Consider the following 19,605-nt stretch of genomic DNA (forward strand, 5'->3'; position numbering starts at 1 on the left):
CTTCAGGGGAATAGCGCTTTCTCGGCATTCTCAGCTCCAGTTTTGGAGCCGAACTCTAACTTAGACCAATGGCCACTTTCCGGGGAGCAGACCAGCTGGCACGAGGCCCCGCGCCGGGAAATCTATTCTCGGATGCCAAAGCCACACTGGGTGAAGCGGTAGCCCGCTTGCTTGTTGCCGGTCTTTGGAACTCTCCGCAACGCGGACAAAACGCAGGGCCTAGCGCTACTAGTTGGCCGCGTATCTGAGGGAGCTTCATAGCCAACGAAAACTCAATGCGGCAGATATCTGCAGAGCTTTGAAAGCTGGTAGACAAGTCCCGCTCTTGCGAACCGCCGTCGCACGGCATCCGAGACAGAACGCCCTTTTTACGGACACTATGCGGACACAATAAAAAAGGCTCAACCCGCATATGGGTTAAGCCCTTGATAAGATTGGTTGCGGGGGCAGGATTTGAACCTGCGACCTTCAGGTTATGAGCCTGACGAGCTACCGGGCTGCTCCACCCCGCGACAGGGACGAGCCGGACGTTTGACCGGATCGTTGTCTGAGAACGACCGCGACCGGCCGTGGCGCTTATGTAGCAATCCCATCGGCGAATTGCAAACCCCCGTGACACTTTGATCAAACCGGGGGTGGATAAATCGCGAAAGCCTCGATTTGCCGCGGTTTTCCCGACACAATCACGTCATAGAATGCATCGATACGACTGGCGCCCTGCGAAAATAATTGGGGGAGACAAAGACCTTGCGGGTGTTGGAACTCTACACATGCGCTGGCGACCCGTGGCCTCGATCGAGCGCCGATGCGGTGTCGGTCGCCTCGAGACAACCACGGCGGGCCGGGCGTTGAAGGCCAAAGTCGACGTCGCGCGCGCGGTCGGCAAGGACGTCCGCAGCGTCATGGACGAGTTGCTCAAGGATGCCGTCGCCCGGCTGTCCTCCAGGAAGGGCAACATCCATGAGGCGGTGCACGACGCCCGCAAGAACCTCAAGGCGTTCCGCAGCTACCTGCGCCTCCTGCGTTCGCTCATCGGCGAGGATTACCGCGCCTTGAACGTCCAGGCCCGCGATGCGGCCCGCACCCTGTCCGGCGCGCGCGACAGCGTGGCGCTGCACGACGCCATCGACCAGGTGGAAGCGTACTTCGCTCATCGGCGCAAACGGCCGAATATCGCGGTTCTCCGCAAGGCCGCCGATGCGGAACGGCGCCAAGCCGCCAGCGACGCCGTCATCCGCGCGGCGTCGCGCGACGTCGCCAAATTGCTCGGGCCGTGCCGCGAGACAGTCCGCGCCTGGACGTTGCCCGACGACGCCGATCCCTATGTCGACGGACTGACCACGACATACAAGACCGCGCGCCGACGGCTGCAGCTTGGTCTCGACACCCGCCTGCCCGTCGATCTGCACGAGGCGCGCAAGCGGGTCATCCACTGGCGATACCAGATGGATCTGTTCTCCAGCCTGTGGCCGCGCGTCCTGAAAGCGACGGTGCGCGAGCTGCAGGACCTGCGCGAGGATCTCGGCCAGCACAACGACCTGGTTCTATTGGAATCGCGCATCCGCGCCGCGGAGGGCGGTTTCGAAGGCCTGGAGACCCCGGAGCCGTTCCTGGACTCGATCACAGTCCTGCGCGCCCGCCGGGTCCATCGGGCCTGCTATCGTCGGGCCCTGCTCTTTTGCGATCCCCCCTCGCTCGTCTCGGACCATCTGACAACGTGGTGGACGGCCGCGCGGACCCGCAGGGACGCGCCGTGACGGCGCCGCGCGGGTTCAACCGCCCATCGGGACCAGGAGCTATCGTTACGGCAGATTCGTCGCTACGCTCGTGTGCCGCGTGCGAAAGGACCGCCGATGATCGACCGTATCCCGCCTGCCCTCGTCCCGGGGGCCCGCGTTCTCCTGCTTGCCCTGGCGTGCCTTGGCCTTTCGTCCGGGGCCCGCGCCGATTCTTCACTCACCTGGGACTGGATCCTGAGCGGTCGCCTGCCGTCGCCGCCGCCAGCGGTCGACTATCTCGATACCGACGCGTTCGACACGCCGGCGGATTTCGTCGCCGCGGCGAAGGCAAACGGGACGACGACGATCTGCTACATCTCCGCGGGCACGCTTGAAAACTGGCGGCCGGATCGCGGGGCGTTCCGGAAGCTCGATCGCCAGCAGCGCCGCAGGGGCAATCCCCCCATCATCGGCAGGAAGTACCCAGACTGGCCGGGCGAGCGCTGGCTGAATTTCGCCCGCCACAAGGTGTTCCTGCCGCTGATGGTCAAGCGCATGAAGCGCTGCCGGTCCAAGGGCTTCGACATGATCGAGTTCGACAATCTCGACGGCTATGCCAACCGTACCGGGTTCAAGATCCGCAAGCGTCATGCGGTCCGCTATGCGCGCGCCCTTGCCCGCAAGGCCAAGCGTGTCGGCCTCGTACCGATCCAAAAGAACGCAACCGAACTTGCCAGCAGGCTACAGCGCCATTTCGGCGCCCTGCTTCTGGAAGATTGCGCGCTGTATGATTTCTGCGGCGACGCGGCCGTCTATCGCGCCGCCGGCAAGCCGGTCTTCGACGCCGAATACCCCGAAGCCTGGTCGGACGAGGGAATGCCGTTCGACCTGGACGCGGTCTGCGCCACGACGGACGCGGCCGACATCTCGCTGATCGTCAAGTCCCTCGATCTCAACAAGAGCGTCCAACGATGCCCCTAGGCGCCGCGAGCCTCGGCCGTGCGCCCTGGAACGGTGGGTCCTAGAGCCGTCCCATCTCGAATTCCTCGCAGGACATGCCGAGCATCGACAGGCCCTCTTCGAGGTGGTCCGGCAGCAGCGGCATGCCGAGCAGGTAGGACGCGGTCCGGTTGTTGTGGGCGCCGGCGGCCTCGTCGCGCAATTCGGCCCAATCGGCCACCGTGTAGTCGCCGCGCCCGAGCCAGGCGAGCGTGACCAGATCGACCTGCTCGTCGACGTCGAGCGCGTCGATCGTCTGCGTGATCTCCTGGACGCTCGGGTCGTCGCCGTGGTCCTCGAGCACCGAGATCATGTGGTCGTCGGCGGCATTAGATCCCGGATCGGGTTCGCTGACCTGATCCTTCGCGTCGAACTCGCGCGCCTTCACGATCAGGAAACAGACGGTTTCCGCCGAGATCGACAGTTCTGGCATCGAAGCTGGATCAGGGGCCATGGCGGGCACTCCGGATTGGGGGTGGTCGTTATCGCCGACCGCCAGGGTTCGATACACCAATCCATGCCAGCCGCCTTGCGGGAGGTCAATCGAGGCGATGCCTTCAAGTGCGACTTGAGGACGGACTACCTGATCGCTCCGCGACACCGGTCCGGCGTCGATGAGGGGCGACTTGCCGCGGCGCGCATCAAGTGCGAAGGACCAGGCCCCCTTCCGGCGCCGGCCGTTATCCATGAAGCCGCAGATTCGACCAGATGGTGAAAAAACGCCACCCTGACGGCCTCCGGCCACCGATGAACGGCGGAAATGGCTCTTAGTTTCGCGCCTGCACACTCAGATCGCGAATGACAACAATGGGGCCGCATTTTATTTAATATTGATATTGTGAATACCTAAATGCCGCCCAAGAGAATATTAATAATACCAATGCACGATCCAGCCCAGCAAGACAAACAAGACGTCCTGGGGGAATGGATGGAGTCTTCTACCGGCATCGCGTTTCTCGATTTCACCGAAAAAGACCGCAAGTGGCTGCATGAAGCGTATGACGTCGTTGGACCGCGGCTCGATACCATCCTCGACGAATTTTACAGCGCCCTCGACAAAATCGGCTCCGGACCGGAAGCCTATGGCGTGCGGCGCGAAGACCTGAAGAAGCGGCAGAAAGGCCACTGGCACCAGATGTTCCAGGGCAATTTCGACGAGTGCTACGAGAACACGGCGCGCCGGATTGCCATCCGGCACCTGGAAATCGGCCTGCCGCAAGACCTCTACGTCCTGTCCTATCTGAAGATCCTGTCGCTCCTGAGCGGCGCGATCTGCGGTATCCCGGGCGAAGATCGGGCGCATTCGGCCGAGATGGTCGAGGCGGTAACGAAAGCGATCGCCATCGACATGATGCATGCGATGGCGCCCTACAGCGCCGAGGTCCTGTAGTGCCTTAGCCCTTCGAGTCCCGGGCGATCATCTCTGCGCCCTTCTCGGCGATCATCATCGTCGGCGAATTGGTATTGCCCGATGTGATACGGGGCATCGCCGAAGCGTCGATAACGCGCAGGCCCGCGACGCCGCGCACCCGCAGGCGCTCGTCGAGAACCGCCATCGGGTCGGTGTCGACACCCATCTTGGCGGTGCCGACCGGATGGAAGATCGTGGTGCCGAGATCGCCGGCGGCGGTGACCAGATCCTCGTCGGCCTCGACATGGGCGCCGGGCTTGTATTCCTCCGGGCTATATGGCCGCAGCGCCGGCTGCGCGACGATCCTGCGGGCCATGCGCAATCCGTCGACGGCGACACGCCGGTCCTCGTCGGTCGACAGATAGTTCGGCCGGATGTCGGGGGCGGCACCCTCCCCGCCCCGCTTCAGATGGACGCTGCCGCGGCTCGACGGGCGCAGGTTGCAGACGCTCGCGGTGAAGGCGGGGAACGGGTGCAATCCCTCGCCCCAGGCATCCAGCGACAGCGGCTGGAAGTGGAACTCGATATTGGCGGTGGCGTAGTCGGGCGACGATCTGGTGAAGGCGCCCATCTGCGAGGGTGCCATCGTCAGCGGCCCCTTGCGGCGCAGAGCGTAGTCGAGCGCCATCAGCCCGCGCCGGACCGGATTGGCGTAGATGTCGTTCAGGGTCTCGATGCCACGCACCTTGTAGATCGGCCGGATCTGAAGGTGATCCTGCAGGTTCTCGCCCACCCCGGGCAGATGGTGGACCGGCGCGATGCCCTGCGCCTTCAGCCGATCGCCATCGCCTATACCCGAAGACTCCAGGATCACCGGCGAGGCGACCGCGCCCGCCGACAGGATCACCTCCCCGTCGGCGCGGGCGACCAGGCGCCTGCCGTCCTTCACGAACGTGACCCCGACCGCCGTCCTGCCCCCGAACAGCACGCGGTCGACCGTCACCCCCGTTTCCAGCCGCAGGTTCTGGCGCTTGAGGACCGGCTTGAGAAAGCCGCGGGCCGCGCTCCAGCGCCGGCCCGTCTTCTGGTTCACATGGAAATAGGCGCAGCCCTCGTTGTCACCCGAATTGAAGTCGTCGACCTTTGCGATCCCAGCCTGTTCCGCCGCGTCCCGGATCCGGTCCAGGATTTCCCAGTGCACCCGCGGATGCTCGACACGCCATTCGCCGCCGGACCGATGCATGCCGTTGGGCGGATCGACATGGTCCTCGTGCTTCAGGAAATAGGGAAGCACATCGTCCCAGCCCCAGCCGGTCAGCCCCAGCTGGCGCCAGCCGTCGTAGTCAGCCGACTGTCCACGCATATAGATCATCGCGTTGATCGCCGAACAGCCGCCGATCACCTTGCCGCGCGGATAGGCCAGCGAGCGGGCGTTGAGGCCGGGCTCCTCGGCGGTCCGGAACATCCAGTCGGAGCGCGGATTGCCGATGGCGAACAGGTAGCCGACGGGGATATGGAACCAGATCCAGTTGTCGAGTCCGCCGCCCTCGAGCACCAGAACGCGGTTGCGCGGATCGGCGGACAGGCGATTGGCCAGCACGCAGCCGGCGGACCCGGCACCGACGATGATGTAATCGAAGGTGCCGATGGACGACGCACTCGATGGGTCAACGGGCAATTCGGGAGTCTCCTTGCTGTACTCCGGAAACCGGCGACTGCTGTTCCTCCCGACTATATTGCCCGAAATCGCCCTGTGAAGCGTTGTCGCGGGCCGGCGGGGTCGGGTAAAGGTGCGTTGCACTTCACTCCCGTGTCAGAAAATCCGGACGGATGCTGCATGCCATTGCCGAAATCCTTCGAGGGGCGCCTCGCCGTCCCCGCCATCGCCGCGCCGATGTTTCTGGTTTCCGGCCCCGACCTCGTGGTCGAGACCTGCCGGGCAGGGATCGTCGGAACCTTTCCGGCGCTCAACCAGCGCACCAGCGAAGGTTACGCGGACTGGCTCAGAGTGATCGAGGAGCGGCTGGCAACGGCGGATTGCGGCGACCGGCCGGGCCCGGCCCCCTACGGCGTGAACCTGATCGTCCACCGATCGAACACGCGGGTGGAAGCGGATCTGAAGATCACCGTCGAGCACAAGGTGCCGCTGGTGATCACCTCGCTCGGGGCGGTACGCGACGTGGTCGACGCGGTCCACGCGTATGGCGGTCTCGTGTTCCACGACGTCATCAATCTGCGCCACGCCGAGAAGGCGGCGGAGGCCGGCGTCGACGGTATCATCGCGGTGTGCGCGGGGGCCGGCGGCCACGCGGGGACGATGAGCCCCTTCGCCCTGGTGCCGGAGATCAAGCGCATGTTCGACGGCACGGTGATCCTGTCCGGCGCCCTGTCGACAGGCGCCCATGTCGCCGCCGCGCGCATGATCGGCGCGGACATGGGCTATTTCGGCACGCGCTTCATCGCGACGAAGGAGAGCATGGCGCCCGAGGTCTACCAGCAGATGCTGCTGGACGCCCGCGCCGCCGACATCGTCTACACGCCGTCGATCAGCGGTGTGAACGCCAACTTCCTGCGCCCGAGCATAGAGGCGGCCGGGCTCGATCCCGACAACCTGCCGCCGCCCGGCGAAATCGAGGTCGGCCAGCACGAGTTCCGGGCCTGGAAGAACATCTGGTCGGCCGGCCAGGGCGTGGGGCTGATCCACGACATTCCCTCGGCCGCCGATCTGTGCGCACAGCTTGCCAGCGACTACCGGGAGGCAATGGGCCGGACCGGCTAGCCGGACGCCCTGCCCCGGACCAGCAGTCCTTTCCCCCTTCGCAGCCCGGCGCCGGTTCCGGCTTTTGCGGGAAAGCGCGATAAAGGCGCGGACGTGCACCCCGCACTCAGGGCTCGGGCCAGCTCACCACGCGCCGGTAGAGGTGCCAGGTAGCATGGCCGAGGACGGGAAGGACGATGATCAGGCCGAGCAAGGCCGGCAGGATTGCGAGAAAGGTCAGCACCCCGACGATCATGCCATAGGACAGCATCGGCAGCGGGTTGGCGCGAACCGCCTTCCAGCTGGTGACGATGGCTGTGACGAAGTCGGTGTCGCGATCGAGGAGCAGCGGATAGCCGACCACGGTCGTCGTGAACACGAGCACCGCGAAAACCGCCCCGATAGCGTTGCCGATCACGAGGAAGAGCAGACCGTGCGGCGTGGTCAGCGCCTCGGTGACGAGACTCACCAGATCGAACCGGCGCAGGCCGAAGAAACCGAGATAGATCGCGGCGGCCACGTCGATCCAGATGAAGAACACGAACAGGTTGAGCATCGGCATCCAGCCGAGGCTGCGCCCCCCCGCCCCCGTGACGACACCGAAGACCCGGCCGAGCGATCGCGGCTCGCCCGTCTCCAGCCGACGACTGACCTCGTAGAGCGCGATCGCGGCGAAAGGGCCCAGAAGCGCAAAGCCTGCCGCCATAGGATAGGTCAGGTAGAACAGCCCGGCCCAACTGGTGAGCAGATAGATCACCATTCCGCCGACAGCGTAGAACGCACCGATGGCAATGCCGCAGGCGGGCGCCCGCTGCAGGTCGCGCAGTCCATCGCCGAGCGATGCCCCGACATCGGCAAGGGTTATTGTGTTGATGGTCGGCACGGCCTTGCGTGCCGTCGCCACATCGCCCGCTTCCGCGGGCTCGGCTGCCACGTAAGCCAACCCCTCGTTCCCTCCTGTGGTTTCCTCCGGGTGCGGCGATCATTGCCGTCGCCAATCGTCACCCGAACGCTATTCTGCATCGGGATCCGCACGAGGCCAAGGTGCGCCCCGCTGTTTCCGTTTCGGGCCAATTTGCAACACAACGCCGTGAAGCATTCCGATCGCCGCCAACGATCCTTGCTTTCGCCACACCCCGCTTATATGCAGCGCAACATGAATGGATTTTCCGGTCTTCTTCTCATGGGCCTCGCGCTACTGTTCGCAGCCCTCCCGGCACACGCCGGCGCCGCCGCCATCTCCCTGGCGACGGAAGCCGGAGGCGTGCCCGTCCTGCATCGGACGGGCGCGAAGCCGGCATCTGCGAAGAAGCACGCCAAGACCCGCTGCACGCGTGCCCTGACGGGCCTCGCCCCTGGTCCGTGCAGCATCGGGTTCGCGGTGCTGATCCCCGTACCGGAAGCCTGGACGTCAAAACCGTCGTTGCGCACCACCATGTCCCTGGGACGCTGGTGCAAGTCCTTCCGGCCGACGGGCCTTCTCGACCCACCCAGATTGGTCTGATCCCCAAGCCCGCAACGCTCTCGTTGCAACTTCCATCCGATCAGACAGGAGTACATCATGTTGACACGTCGCAGCCTGCTCAGGGCTGGCGGGGTCATGGCGGCAACGGGCCTTTCCGGCGGGCTTGCCGGCTGCATGACCCCTACCGCGGATTCCGCAGCTTCTCTCAGTCCCATCGCCCCGACGATGCCGCTCTACTATGCCGCGGTGAACGACGAACAGTTTCCGATCGAGGCCGTTCCGGCCAACGTCGTCCCGAAGCGCTACTGGCGCCAGCGGGTTCCCGATCCGACCGGTGAAGCACCGGGCACCATCGTCGTCGATCCGGACGCGTTCTATCTGCATTTCGTCGAGCCGAGCGGCACGGCGATGCGCTACGGCATCGGCGTCGGCAAGGCGGGGTTCGAGTGGGCCGGCGAGGCCAAGGTCCAGTACAAGCGGCGCTGGCCGAAATGGACGCCCCCCGCCGAGATGATCGCGCGCGAGCCCGAGCTCGAGCAGTATTCCGCTGCGAACGGCAGCTATCCGCCCGGGCCGACGAATCCGCTGGGCGCCCGTGCGCTCTATCTGTTCCAGAACGGCGAGGACACGCTCTACCGGATCCACGGCTCGCCGGAAGCGTGGACCATCGGCAAGGCGGTCTCGTCGGGATGCATCCGGCTGCTCAACCAGGACATCATCGACCTCCACGACCGCGTGCCGAACGGCGCGCGCGTGGTCGTACGGACCTCGCAGACGCCGGGCGCGCTGGCATGAAAAACGGCCGGGGGGAACACCGCCCGGCCGTCTCATTCGTTGGCAAAGCCGCGAGTGCCTAGGCGTTCGCGGCGCGCTGCTGCAGCTTTTCCGAGAAGGCCAGCAGGAAGGCCAGGCTCTTCTGCGCCTCGGGCTTCGACAGCATCGAGACGGTTGCGAGCATGCCCCCTTTCGCCGGCTTGCGGGCAGCCTCTTCGGCCGCCTCCTCCAGTGCCTCACGGGTGTTCTCGGCCAGCGTTCCCATCGCCTCGTTGCCGACGGTGTTGATCATCTGCTCGAAGAACATGAACATCCGCTCGACGATATTGTCGGTCGAGGCGTTCCGGGCAGCGTGCATCAACAGCACGAGCTCGAACAGGGTGTCGAGGGCCCCGACCTTGTGCAGCTCGGTGAGCCGGTCGAGTAGGCCGTGAACGGCCTCGCTTGTCTGCTCGTCGTTGAGCCGGTCGACCAGCTCGAAGGCGCTGCCGCCGGTGATCGCGAGCCGCTCGACCATCGAGTCGGTGAGGGCTTCGCGTATGGCCAGCGTCAGCCGCGCCATTTCGTCGGCTGGCGGGTTGTTTGAGTCGGTCATCGTCGCCTCCTCACAGCAAGCCGCGGGCCGACAGCCAATAAAGTCGGTTATAGGCGAGCTTGAACCAGTGGATCATCTGCGACGGCGGGCCCGGATTGGGCGGCGTCGTATAGTTGAACCATACATAGGTGCCCGTGTTCAGGCCCGTCTCGACGAAGCAGAAGACCTTGCCGTCGTAGTGGCGCGCCCAGCGACCTTCCTTGATGAGCGAGGTCAGGTTGTCGATGATCGTGTCAGCCTCGAAATGCGCGGTCGAGCCGGCTTTCGAGATCGGCAGATTGGTGGTATCGCCGCAAATGAAGACGTCGGAGGAGCCTTCGCGCAGAAGCGTATTGCGCTCGGTGGGCACCCAGCCGCCGGCGCCGAGATCGGAATCGAGGATGACCTGCTGGCCGGTGTGCGGCGGAATGGTGATGAGCAGGTCGTAGGGAAGCGTCGTGCCCTCTTCGGACGTGATCGTCTTGGCGGCGGGGTCGACGTCCTTGGTGTTGAAGAACGTCTCCGACTTGATCCCGTGCTTCTCGAACTCGGGCACCGCCCAGGCGGCGACGGGCTCCAGCGTGTGCAGCCGGCCGATTGGATAGGTGTAGGTGATCTCGCTGTTGTCGAGCACGCCCTTGGACTCGAGGAAGTCCTTCAACATGAAGGTGACTTCGAGCGGCGCCACGGGGCACTTGTGCGGCACGTTGACGTTGAGGACGATCTTGCCGCCCTGGAAGTCGTCGAGCGCCTCCCGCAGCTTGCGGGCGCCGTCGAGATCGTAGAACCAGTGGCCGCCCTCGACCATGCCGGGAATGTTGTCGGGACGAATGCGCGACCCGGTCGCGATCACAAGGTAGTCGTAGTCGTAGGTCTTGCCGGATTCGGTCGTGACCGCCTTGTTCTCGACATCGATGTGCTTGGCCGGATCGATATGGTAGGGGACCTTGCGGTTCAGCACCTTGCGCTGCGGGCGGAACAGCTCTGCCTCGCGCATGCGGCCGAACGGAATGTACAAGAGGCCCGGCTGGTACATGTGGGTGTCGGACGTCCCCAGCATGGTGATGGAGACGGCGCCCGAGGACATTTCCTCGTGAAGCTGTCGGCACAGGCCGTTGGCCACAATCGTGCCGGCGAGGCCTCCGCCGACAATCAGTATTTTCTTAGCCATGGTTTTCCCTCCCCAATCGGCATCCCTCCCGCCGCGCCACAATGGCGCGATCCCGTGGAGCCGTCTCGAAGCTTACTTGGCCTTACGCACGACGATCGACCAGTGGTCGCCCTCCTTGTCCACACCGACCATCTCGTGCTTCACCTTGTTGACCCATTCAGGGATGTCGTCTGCAGACCCCTTGTCGCTCGACAGGACCTCGATCTCGTCGCCGATCTCGACCAGCTTCAGCGCCGCGATGAGCTCCATAAGCGGGCCAGGACAATAGGCGCCGCGCGCGTCGATCTTGGTTCTCTGAGCCATCCGGACGAGCCTTCTTCTTTCCTTACAACGTAATGAACTGGCCGTTTTCGGCGTCCGACAGGAACTTGGTGAGGCCGAGCGCGCCGTCGAACAGGCCGTCCTCGAGCCGGTCCAGCTCCCATCCCTTGACGTCGAGCGCCATGGAACAGGCCCACATCTTCAAATCGCCGAGATCCTTGCCCTGCTGAAACAGCATGACGGCGTCAGGCGCCTTCTTTTCCTTCAGAAGCGCGGAGAACGCACCGCCCTGGTAGCGCTTGTCGGGGTCCGCGCCCTTCTCGAAGGCGAACATGGCGTTCATGGAGACGAACACCTCGACGGGACGCTCGGAAACGGCTCCGACGGACGCCATCATCGCAGCCATCTGCACCTTCTCGTGCTCGCCGGAGCAAAGCAGGATGTATAGCGGTTGCGTCATCGACCTGCTCCCTGTCCCGCCGCCGAAATCAGGCGGTGTGCTTGATGACGAAGGTGAAGCTGCCGCCCTCTTCCTTGGACTCCAAGAGCTCGTTGCCGGTCGTGCGGCAGAAGGCTTCGAAGTCCTTCACCGCGCCGGGATCGGTCGCGATGACTTCGAGGGTCGCGCCCGCGGGCATGTCCTTGAGCGTCTTCTTGGCGCGCAGAATGGGCAGCGGGCAGTTCAGACCTTTGACGTCGAGTACCTGGTCGGCCATGGGGGTTCTTCTCCGATACTACTGTGAATTTGTTGTCGTTCAGATGAACAGGTTGATATCGCTCTTGGTCGCCGTCTCGATATAGGTGGCGGCGCCACCGAGAACCGGACCTTCGATCATGTCGTCCTTGGTGTACTCGAACAGATCCATGGTCATCTGACAGGCGATCATGTTGACGTCGGCCTCAATGGCCATCTCGCGCAGTTCCTCGATCGAGGCGACGCCCTTCTTCTTGATAAGATTCTTCATCATCACCGTCGCCGCCGAGTCGACACCGGGAATGGCCGAGGCGATGTTCGGCATCCCGATATGCATGCCCATCATCGGCATTTCCATCGCGGGATTGCCCAGCGGCGTCACGCCGAGGTTTAGCTTCTTCTTCAGAAGGGCGAGGCCGTAGAAGGTGAAGAACATCGTCACATTCAGGCCCATCGCCGCGGCCGTCGTCCCCAGAATGAACGGAGGGTAGGCCCAGTCGAGCGACCCTTTGGTCACGATGATCGACATGCTCTTGTTATTTGCCAAATCGGCACCTGCGGTTTGCGTGCTCACGATGCCGTCCTCCTGTCTGTTTTCGCCTCACGAACCGGGCCCGGAGACCATCCCCTGCCCGGCCGGATCCTAAGGTCTAGGCGCAACCGGCGAACTCGTCGGCCGCCATCTTCGCTTCGTAGGGGCCCTCGACCGCGCTTCCCGGCGTCAGACCGTCGGCTGCGCCCGGTTCGGCGGGCTTCACCTTCACCAGCCAGCCGCCGCCGTAGGGATCGGCATTGGCCATCTTGGGGTTGGAGCTGAGATCTTCATTGACCTCGATCACATCCGCATCGAAGGCGATCTTGGCGGGGCCGACCCACTTGCCCGACTCGATGGTGGCGCAGGACTTGCCGGCCTTCACCGTGCGGCCCGCCTTCTTGGGCGTGAAGGCGACGAGCTCGCCGGCCATCGCCGAGGCGACGGCGGTCATGCCGAGCGTCAGCGTGCCGTCGCCATTGTCGCGGTACCAGATGTTGTTGTCGACGTCGTAGAGAAGATCGTCGGGGAGATCGCAGCCGCGTACAGTAGCCATTAGTCGCTCCTTGAGTTCATAAGTGCCGGGCGCTGCCTTGCGCCGTTTCATCTTGGCGCAACGGCCGCGACGAGCAGCAGAACTCGCCGAGCCCGGAATTTTCCAGCTTACCGCCAATAAATAATATCAGATGACGCGCCACCATAGCACCGAAACGCAGATTTCGAACGACATCCTCGGCGGAGGGATCGTCCTTTACGAGATTGCGGTGATAGACGAGTTCGCGGCAGGACTCCCGGCAGGCGTTGAAGCTCGGATCGCCCTTTGCCGCCTGACGGTGCAGCGCCAAGAGGCGGAAGCCCTCGACCTGCGCGTCGGTCGGCTCGCGGTCGTGCGCCACCAGCCAGCGTTCGAGAACCGCTTCGCCGATCGCCAACAGCTCGTCGGCGAGTTCGGGCGCGTCGGCGGCCAATATCCCGTCCGGCGCATCGAGGAACCAATCGATGCGCTCCGACATGGCGTCAAAGGTCGGCAGGGCGGCGTGTCCCATCACACGAGCCCCTTCTCGTGCAACAGGTCGGTTGCGTCGGAGAAATTCTCCTGCACGCCGACCTGACGCTGGGACAGCCCCAGCGCGATGCCCAGGAGCTGGGTGAAGTAGAGGATCTTCACGCTGGTCTTGCGGCCGAGCACCTTCTCGGCGCGGACCTGATGCATCTCCAGGCCCGTATGGCAGGTCGGGCACTCGGTGGCGATCACGTCGGCGCCGCATGCCTCGGCCGTGGTCAGCAGGTTGAGCACGAGCTTTGTCGAGGTGTCGGAATCCGATAGCGTGTGCGCGCCGCCGCAGCAGGCCGTCTTCAGCGGATAGTCGACGTTCTCGGCGCCAGCGGCGGCGAGAATGTCGTCCATGAAATGCGGCTGCAGCGTCGATTCCGAGCCCGGCCCCTTGTCCTTCTCGGGGAAGATGTGCCTGGGGCGCGTGTACATGCAGCCGTAGTAGTTGGCGACCTTCAGGCCTTTCAGCGAGTTCTTCACCCGCGCCTTGATGCCCTCTTCGCCAATCGAGTCCTTGATCCAGTCGAGGGCGTGGATCGTCTCGACCTTGCCGGCCTCGTAGGTCTTGTGGCCCGCTTTCGAGGAAAGGCGCTCAGTCACCTCGCGCGAGCCTTCGTCGTTCGCCAGGTCGTACTCGGCCTTCTTGAGGTTGTGATAGCAGCCGTTGCAGGGCGCCATCACCGTGTCGAAGCCCATATCCTCGGCGATCGTGAGATTGCGCGCCGACAGATAGGTCTGCAGCTTGGGATCGATGTTCTTGACCTCCATCGCGCCGCAACAGTTCCAGTTCTTCAGCTCGACCAGATCGAGGTCCAGGGCCTTGCCGACCGCCTTGGTGGAGCGGTTGTAGGCGTGGCCGGTGCCCTCAAGCGCGCAGCCCGGGTAATAGGCGACCTTCTTGTGCTTGCCAGTCATCATTCCGCTCCCTGAGTATCGAGACCGAGTGCGCGCCGGTCGGCTTCCTTGCGCTCGGTGACATATTCGGCGATCGCTGCGCTCGCCGCGTCCCAGTTGCGGGTGCGCGGATGGAACACCGAGGCGAGGCCCATCTTCATCAGCAGGCTGACCGGCAACTGCGTCAGCAGGCCGCGGACCAAGGCGATAAGCCAGTCCTGGAACAGGGACTGCCCGGTGCGCGCGAAGAACCGCCGCAGCACCTTGCCGTCCTCGATCTTGCCGGTGGCGAAGACCTGCGACGAAAACTCCTCGTCGAACACCATCGCCGGCGACTTCGGGGTGTAGCCCTTGAGCTCCAGCCAGTGCGAGGTCGCTTTCATGACCCCTTCCGGGAAGACGTCGCGGGGGCAGGCATAGGTGCATTTGTTGCAGGACACGCACTGCCAGATGATGTCCTTGTCGCGCACCAGCTCGTCCTCGAACCCCATGCGGATCAGGTAGATCCAGTAGCGCGGGTTGAAGTCCGGGTTGAGGGCGTTGACGGTGCAGGCGTTGGTGCACGAGCCGCATTGCCAGCAACGATGGATGAATTCGCCGCCGGGAAGCGCGGCGATCTCGTCCTGCAGCGCCTCGTTGTAATCGGTGATCTCACGGCTTTCGATGAAGGTCGACCAGTGACCGGAGACATCGATGCCGTCGAGCTCCAGATGTTCGTGGGTGACCAGATTTTCCGGCCTGATCAGTGATTTCTCATGGATCGGCATTAGCGTTTCCTCAGCTTGTCAGCCGGCGCGGCTCGCCCAGCACGTAGGCTTCGCCGTCGATCAGTTTCAGGCGGGTGCGGCCGGACTCGGTATCGACCGCGTCGAGGCCGAGCAGGCGGCGCGTGTGCGCCATGGCATCCGTCTTGGCGGTGCCGCAGAAATCGGCCCGCAGAAACTGACTGCCCTTATCGTTTATGTAGTCCGCGTAGACGTGTGCGCAGAGCAGGTCCATGTAGAACGGCAGCTCGCGGAACACGCCGTTGTCGTGCAGGAAGCCTTCCAGCTCCTCGCGCAGCACCCGGAACGTGGCGAAATCGTCCGCCACGTCGATATTGCCGGCCTCGCGGCCGTCGTTGGAGAACCAGATCTCGCGCAGAACTCCGGTGTTGACCCGGGCGTCCCACATCCAGCGCGTCATCAGCGGATAGCGCTGCGGCGCGGTGAAGTGCAGCACCTCGGCGGCAAGATCGCGGACCCAGCGATGCTCGCGATCGGCCGGGAACCCCTTGATGAAGGCGGCCATGCGATCGTCGGTCGTGGAGACGTCGGACCACCCCTCGAGCAATGCTTCCAGCCGCTGGCGCATGTCGGCGAAACCATGCCTTCCAAGCCAGGCGCCGATACGGCGGCGGGCCGGGGTTATGAAGGCGGCGAGATCGTAGAACTCCGGCTCGGTCAGCTCCGCGACCTTGCCCTTGCCTAGCACCTCCTCGAAGAGCGAGGCCTTCAGCGCCAACGCGCCGACGTAGCGCTCGACGCCACCGGTGTCCTCGGCGGACTCGGCCAGATGCTCGAACGCGCGCCGGAGCACCGGCCCCGACAGATCGAGAACGGGGCCGGACGGCGCCGGGGCCTTGGGCCTGACTGCGCCGATCGGCCACATTACTCGGCTGCCTCGCGAACGGGGGTGTGCGCAAGCGTCAGCGCCGCCATGGCGGCCGATTGCCCCTGGGCGATGGAGTCGTCGATCGTCTCCGGCCCCGTCGCGGCGCCGGCGACGAAGACGCCCGGACGCGAGGTGTGCGACATCGACGAATAGGCCGACGCCTTCTCGATGTGGCCGTGCTTCTCCAGCTTGACGTCGAAGATGGCCGACAGCGTCATGTTGTCGACGTTCGGGTCCATGCCGATGGCGTGCACCACCATGTCGAAGGGAATGGTGATCGGGCGTTTGACCAGGGTGTCCTCGCCCTTGACGATCAGCCGCTTGCCGTCCGACGTCACCTCGGCGATGCGCGCCTTGATGTACTTGACCTTATGCTCCTCCTGGCTCTGCCAGTAGTAGAGGTCCTCGTAGAGGCCGAAGGTACGGATATCCATGTAGTAGATGTAGACGTTGCACTGCGGTAGCTCCTCGCGGATCTCCATGGCGAGATTGGAGGACACCGTGCAGCAGATCTTCGAGCACCACTCGCGGCCGATCTGGCGATCGCGCGAGCCGACGCAGAGCAGGATCGCGACGCGATCTGGCTTGCGGCCATCGGAGGGGCAACGCACGCCTTTGCCGGACGAGATCATCTGCTCGACCTGGGTGGTCGTGACCACGTCGGGATAAGTGCCGAAGCCCCATTCCGGCTTGTTGACGGAGTCGAAATGGGTGAACCCGGTGGCCAGGATGGTCGCGCCGGCCTTCACCTCGGTCCCATCGGACAGGGTCGCGGTGAAGTCGCCGGGCTCGCCGGCAAAGGTCTTCACCGTCGTGTTGAGATGGACCGTGACGTTGCCGTCGCCCTCGACGCGGGAGACCATGCCGCCGATCGCATCCTTCGCCCACAGCCCGGAGGGGACGAGCTTGGCGTAGCCCGACTGGATCGGCGCGCCGCCCAGGAACTCGGCCTTGTCGACCATCACCACCGACTGCCCGGCCGCGGCCAGCGACTGGGCGGCGGACAGACCGGCGGGACCACCGCCGACGATAAGAACTGGCTTGCTCATTCATCTCCTCCCGAAGCGGCGAGCGCCTTCGGCTTGACGTAGCCCGGACCGGAGGTGATGGCGCGCTTGGGATCGTACAGTGTCTCGATCCTGCCGGCCTTGACCTCTTCCAGGTAGCTTTCGAACTCGGCCTTGGCCTTCTCCCAGTCGATGCCGAGCTTCTCCAGCAGTTGCTCGAAGGGCGAAGCGTGCCAGTGAAGCTGTGCGAGCTTGTAGGGGTGGGCGCCGAGCGCCAGCGCGGCGAACTGGCAGTCCGCCATGATCGGCAGGGCGTAGACCTTGTCGACGGCCTTGCCGATCCACTGGTTCTTGTCGAGGGTGGTGATGCAGCCGGTGTCGTGGCCGATCATCACGTCGGCTTGGGCTTCCTCGACGGCCACCTTGATCTTGCGGTCGATGGCGAAGGAGCGGGTGAACTCGCGCTCGCCGATGATGTGGCGGAAGCCGAAGCCGCAGCAGTCGTACCAGGTCGAGTAGTCGACGACCTCGGCGCCGAGCGTCTCCATCAGACCGGTGGAGACGGCGACGCGGTCACCGTTCAGCACGGTGTCGTCGTAGATCACGTCCTCCGGCACCATCTTGTAGACGTGGCAGGCGGGATGGATCGTCGCGCGGACGCCGGACACGTCGATCTTCTGACGCTCCTGCATGCGGTGGCGCATCACGTGCAGCCACTCGGAGTAGTGGACGATTTCCTCGGGGATCAGCAGCTTGCCGTCGACAAGGCGGCCGAGCTTGCCGAGGATCTTCTTCACCTCCTCGCGCAGCTCCGCGGAGTGCATGAGGAAGATGCGCATCTCCTTGTAGTTGCCGAAGGAGGTGCCGCAATGGACCAGCGGGTAGTAGGTGCCCATGTCCAGGCCCTGCGCCTTCGCCGAGACGTAGGCCTGGTGGAAGTTGCGCAGGAAGACTGCGGCGAGGCTGACCACGTTGCCGATGCCGGAGCCGTGATAGTTCCAGGCCGTGCAGGAGGTCTGGTCGGTCTCGTCGAGATAGTTGATGCCCATCTCGTTCATCAGCCACATCACGCTCGACGGATAGCCGGGGATGTTGCCGCACTGGCCGCACGACTTGTGGTGCCAAAGGTTGTTGGTGGGGATCTTCTTGTCCCAGCCGTACAGCGTCTTGGCCATGACCGGGGCGTGCCGTTCGTCGACACGGTGGACGAGGATCTCGCCGTCCTTCTCGAGCTGCCACATCGCGTCGCGGATGTCCTCGACGCGATCCTTCTTGGTGAGCATCGAGCGCTTGTTGATGCGGGCCTCCACCCAGGAGGTGGCCTGCTGGGCCTCGTCAGGCGTCAGATTGGACGGCTTCCAGTCGGAACCGAAACCCTTGTAGGCCGTATTTTCGGTATCTGAGTTGTCCAATTTCTCCTCCAATTGCTCATGGGCGCCGACGCGTACGGTTGTTCCGGCGAAATCCGGGGGACTACGCGTCCTCGTCCTCGTCTTCTTCCTGTTCCTCGAGCCATTCCTCGTATTCGTCGCGCTTCTCGTCCATGACGTCGGAGACGACGTCGAACAGGTTCTCGTCGACGATCTCGAGTTGGTCGAGGACGCCCGTCGCCTCCCAGATCGAATAGAGCTCGACCGAGGTCTTGAGGTTCACTTCCCAGGCCGTATCCATGGTGTGCATGGTCGGCACGGGGATCGCCTTGCGCAGGATGTTGAGCGGCGCCTCGACCTTAGAGACGTCCGGGCCCCAGTCCGGGAATGCCTCGCGGGTGATCATGTTGGGGGCGAGCTGATTGCCGGTCGAGATGACCTTCAGCAGCACCCGCGAGAACGGCCGCAGCACGTCCTTGGCCGACTGCATGCCGTGCTTGATCGCCACCTCGCGCATGATCATGACGAGGCCCCCGGGCGAGTTCTCGAAGGGGCAGCGGGCGGCGCAGGTGTAGCACTGGGCGCAGGCCCAGATCTTCTCCTGCATGGCGTCGTAGACGCCCTCGAGGTTCTCGGTCCAGAGAAGCTGGACGATCTCGCGCGGCGAGTAGTCGTAGTAGAACGCGGCCGGGCATGTGGCGGTGCAGATGCCGCAGTTCAGGCAGCCGTGTAACTCGTGGTCGTACAGCATGTGCGAGCGGATGTCCTCGAAGATCTCCTCGAGATCCTCCCTGGGCATCACGGGATGTTCCGATACCGGATCGCCTACGGGATTGCGTTCGCCTGTCGCGTGCATAGCGCGTGCTCCCTGGTCTGGCGCCTTAGTAGGTCAGCACCTTAGCGTCGTCGTCCTCCATGATGTCCTCGATGACCTTGGCACCGCCGACAATGCCTTCGCATTCGGGGATCAGGTCGTCTTCGGTCATGTCGAAGAGATCGAGGTTCGGCGAGCAGCAATAGAACTTCACGCCGGCATCATGGGCGTCCTTGATGAACTCGTAGACCGTCTTCGGAGAGCCTTCCTTAACGTACAGCTTCTCGGCCACGCCCTTCTTCATGAGCTGGCCAGCGGTCGCGGTGCAGACGACGTCGACCTCGTAGTCCATGGCCGCGGCAACGGTCGCCTGGAAGAAGGGCGCACCGAGTTCCTCGCCGTTGCGAGGATCCGTGTTGACCATTACGATGATGAGCTTGCTCGCCATTTACAGTACACCTCTCCTTGTGGCTGTCCCGACTTCGACCTTCCCGACGCGGTGGTCGATATGCTTCC

At 64.1% G+C, this 19,605-nt stretch carries 24 protein-coding genes and 1 tRNA gene; 6 read left to right on the forward strand and 19 right to left on the reverse strand.

The features are described 5' to 3' along the window. Nucleotides 1-435: 435 nt before the first annotated feature. Nucleotides 436-512, reverse strand: a tRNA-Met gene (locus tag MUB46_RS18260). Nucleotides 513-770: 258 nt separating this feature from the next. Between MUB46_RS18260 and MUB46_RS18265 the strand changes: the two genes are divergently transcribed. Beyond that, nucleotides 771-1,757: a CHAD domain-containing protein gene (locus tag MUB46_RS18265; RefSeq protein ID WP_261617395.1), complete on the forward strand. Its 987-nt coding sequence runs from the start codon at nucleotides 771-773 to the stop codon at nucleotides 1,755-1,757. Nucleotides 1,758-1,853: 96 nt separating this feature from the next. Beyond that, a complete protein-coding gene (locus MUB46_RS18270; RefSeq protein ID WP_261617396.1) occupies nucleotides 1,854-2,699 on the forward strand; it encodes an endo alpha-1,4 polygalactosaminidase in 846 nt (281 codons plus the stop codon). Between the two features lie 40 nt (nucleotides 2,700-2,739). On the opposite strand, the gene MUB46_RS18275 is transcribed toward MUB46_RS18270, so the two are convergent. After that, nucleotides 2,740-3,171, reverse strand: coding sequence for a DUF3775 domain-containing protein (locus MUB46_RS18275; protein WP_425256286.1), 432 nt, complete (start codon nucleotides 3,169-3,171; stop codon nucleotides 2,740-2,742). Between the two features lie 474 nt (nucleotides 3,172-3,645). Here MUB46_RS18275 and MUB46_RS18280 point away from each other — a divergent pair, with 474 nt between their 5' ends. Next, on the forward strand, nucleotides 3,646-4,107 hold the full coding sequence (locus MUB46_RS18280; protein ID WP_261617397.1) for a protoglobin domain-containing protein: 462 nt from the start codon (nucleotides 3,646-3,648) through the stop codon (nucleotides 4,105-4,107). A gap of 4 nt (nucleotides 4,108-4,111) precedes the next feature. Here MUB46_RS18280 and MUB46_RS18285 read toward each other — a convergent pair whose 3' ends face one another. Continuing rightward, the gene (locus tag MUB46_RS18285) at nucleotides 4,112-5,746 is read right to left on the reverse strand and encodes a GMC family oxidoreductase (protein WP_261617398.1); all 1,635 of its coding nucleotides are present in this window, start codon (nucleotides 5,744-5,746) and stop codon (nucleotides 4,112-4,114) included. Nucleotides 5,747-5,905: 159 nt separating this feature from the next. Between MUB46_RS18285 and MUB46_RS18290 the strand changes: the two genes are divergently transcribed. Continuing rightward, complete coding sequence (locus tag MUB46_RS18290) at nucleotides 5,906-6,847, forward strand: NAD(P)H-dependent flavin oxidoreductase (RefSeq protein WP_261617399.1); 942 nt, start codon at nucleotides 5,906-5,908, stop codon at nucleotides 6,845-6,847. Nucleotides 6,848-6,953: 106 nt separating this feature from the next. Here MUB46_RS18290 and MUB46_RS18295 read toward each other — a convergent pair whose 3' ends face one another. Beyond that, nucleotides 6,954-7,760, reverse strand: a complete 807-nt coding sequence (locus MUB46_RS18295; protein ID WP_261617588.1) for a DUF2189 domain-containing protein — start codon at nucleotides 7,758-7,760, stop codon at nucleotides 6,954-6,956. Nucleotides 7,761-8,009: 249 nt separating this feature from the next. On the opposite strand from MUB46_RS18295, the gene MUB46_RS18300 reads away from it, so the two are divergent. Both MUB46_RS18300 and MUB46_RS18305 read left to right on the forward strand, forming a co-directional pair. Next, nucleotides 8,010-8,330, forward strand: coding sequence for a hypothetical protein (locus MUB46_RS18300; RefSeq protein WP_261617400.1), 321 nt, complete (start codon nucleotides 8,010-8,012; stop codon nucleotides 8,328-8,330). Between the two features lie 57 nt (nucleotides 8,331-8,387). Next, a complete protein-coding gene (locus MUB46_RS18305) occupies nucleotides 8,388-9,086 on the forward strand; it encodes a L,D-transpeptidase (protein WP_315902760.1) in 699 nt (232 codons plus the stop codon). A 58-nt stretch (nucleotides 9,087-9,144) separates the two neighbouring features. Here MUB46_RS18305 and MUB46_RS18310 read toward each other — a convergent pair whose 3' ends face one another. The 15 genes from MUB46_RS18310 to MUB46_RS18380 all read right to left on the reverse strand — a co-directional run bounded on the left by MUB46_RS18310 (nucleotide 9,145) and on the right by MUB46_RS18380 (nucleotide 19,537). Then, nucleotides 9,145-9,660 (reverse strand): helical membrane plugin domain-containing protein, encoded by a 516-nt coding sequence (locus tag MUB46_RS18310; RefSeq protein ID WP_261617401.1) that lies wholly within the window; start codon nucleotides 9,658-9,660, stop codon nucleotides 9,145-9,147. A gap of 10 nt (nucleotides 9,661-9,670) precedes the next feature. Further along, nucleotides 9,671-10,810 (reverse strand): NAD(P)/FAD-dependent oxidoreductase, encoded by a 1,140-nt coding sequence (locus MUB46_RS18315; RefSeq protein WP_261617402.1) that lies wholly within the window; start codon nucleotides 10,808-10,810, stop codon nucleotides 9,671-9,673. Nucleotides 10,811-10,882: 72 nt separating this feature from the next. Further along, nucleotides 10,883-11,113, reverse strand: coding sequence for a sulfurtransferase TusA family protein (locus tag MUB46_RS18320; RefSeq protein WP_261617403.1), 231 nt, complete (start codon nucleotides 11,111-11,113; stop codon nucleotides 10,883-10,885). Nucleotides 11,114-11,135: 22 nt separating this feature from the next. Then, nucleotides 11,136-11,531 (reverse strand): hypothetical protein, encoded by a 396-nt coding sequence (locus MUB46_RS18325; protein WP_261617404.1) that lies wholly within the window; start codon nucleotides 11,529-11,531, stop codon nucleotides 11,136-11,138. A gap of 28 nt (nucleotides 11,532-11,559) precedes the next feature. Then, entirely contained in the window at nucleotides 11,560-11,787 is a 228-nt protein-coding gene (locus MUB46_RS18330) for a sulfurtransferase TusA family protein (RefSeq protein ID WP_261617405.1), read from the reverse strand. A gap of 39 nt (nucleotides 11,788-11,826) precedes the next feature. Continuing rightward, nucleotides 11,827-12,339 (reverse strand): sulfur carrier protein DsrE2, encoded by a 513-nt coding sequence (dsrE2, locus tag MUB46_RS18335; protein WP_261617406.1) that lies wholly within the window; start codon nucleotides 12,337-12,339, stop codon nucleotides 11,827-11,829. A gap of 76 nt (nucleotides 12,340-12,415) precedes the next feature. Next, on the reverse strand, nucleotides 12,416-12,853 hold the full coding sequence (locus MUB46_RS18340) for a biotin/lipoyl attachment domain-containing protein (protein ID WP_261617407.1): 438 nt from the start codon (nucleotides 12,851-12,853) through the stop codon (nucleotides 12,416-12,418). Between the two features lie 16 nt (nucleotides 12,854-12,869). After that, nucleotides 12,870-13,310: a hypothetical protein gene (locus tag MUB46_RS18345; protein ID WP_261617408.1), complete on the reverse strand. Its 441-nt coding sequence runs from the start codon at nucleotides 13,308-13,310 to the stop codon at nucleotides 12,870-12,872. Between the two features lie 32 nt (nucleotides 13,311-13,342). Then, nucleotides 13,343-14,266, reverse strand: a complete 924-nt coding sequence (locus MUB46_RS18350; RefSeq protein ID WP_261617409.1) for a CoB--CoM heterodisulfide reductase iron-sulfur subunit B family protein — start codon at nucleotides 14,264-14,266, stop codon at nucleotides 13,343-13,345. Continuing rightward, nucleotides 14,266-15,012 carry a 4Fe-4S dicluster domain-containing protein gene (locus MUB46_RS18355; protein WP_261617410.1) on the reverse strand — a complete coding sequence of 249 codons (747 nt, stop codon included), beginning with the start codon at nucleotides 15,010-15,012 and terminating at the stop codon, nucleotides 14,266-14,268. Before MUB46_RS18355 ends, MUB46_RS18350 begins: the two co-directional genes overlap by 1 nt. A gap of 10 nt (nucleotides 15,013-15,022) precedes the next feature. After that, a complete protein-coding gene (locus MUB46_RS18360) occupies nucleotides 15,023-15,895 on the reverse strand; it encodes a hypothetical protein (RefSeq protein ID WP_261617411.1) in 873 nt (290 codons plus the stop codon). After that, nucleotides 15,895-16,947 (reverse strand): FAD-dependent oxidoreductase, encoded by a 1,053-nt coding sequence (locus MUB46_RS18365; RefSeq protein WP_261617412.1) that lies wholly within the window; start codon nucleotides 16,945-16,947, stop codon nucleotides 15,895-15,897. Before MUB46_RS18365 ends, MUB46_RS18360 begins: the two co-directional genes overlap by 1 nt. Next, nucleotides 16,944-18,317, reverse strand: a complete 1,374-nt coding sequence (locus MUB46_RS18370; protein ID WP_261617413.1) for a heterodisulfide reductase-related iron-sulfur binding cluster — start codon at nucleotides 18,315-18,317, stop codon at nucleotides 16,944-16,946. Before MUB46_RS18370 ends, MUB46_RS18365 begins: the two co-directional genes overlap by 4 nt. A gap of 61 nt (nucleotides 18,318-18,378) precedes the next feature. Beyond that, the gene (locus MUB46_RS18375; RefSeq protein ID WP_261617414.1) at nucleotides 18,379-19,131 is read right to left on the reverse strand and encodes a 4Fe-4S dicluster domain-containing protein; all 753 of its coding nucleotides are present in this window, start codon (nucleotides 19,129-19,131) and stop codon (nucleotides 18,379-18,381) included. A gap of 25 nt (nucleotides 19,132-19,156) precedes the next feature. After that, nucleotides 19,157-19,537 (reverse strand): DsrE family protein, encoded by a 381-nt coding sequence (locus MUB46_RS18380; protein ID WP_261617415.1) that lies wholly within the window; start codon nucleotides 19,535-19,537, stop codon nucleotides 19,157-19,159. Between the last annotated feature and the right edge of the window lie 68 nt (nucleotides 19,538-19,605).

It is taken from the genome of Microbaculum marinisediminis (assembly GCF_025397915.1).
GTDB lineage: Bacteria > Pseudomonadota > Alphaproteobacteria > Rhizobiales > Tepidamorphaceae > Microbaculum > Microbaculum marinisediminis.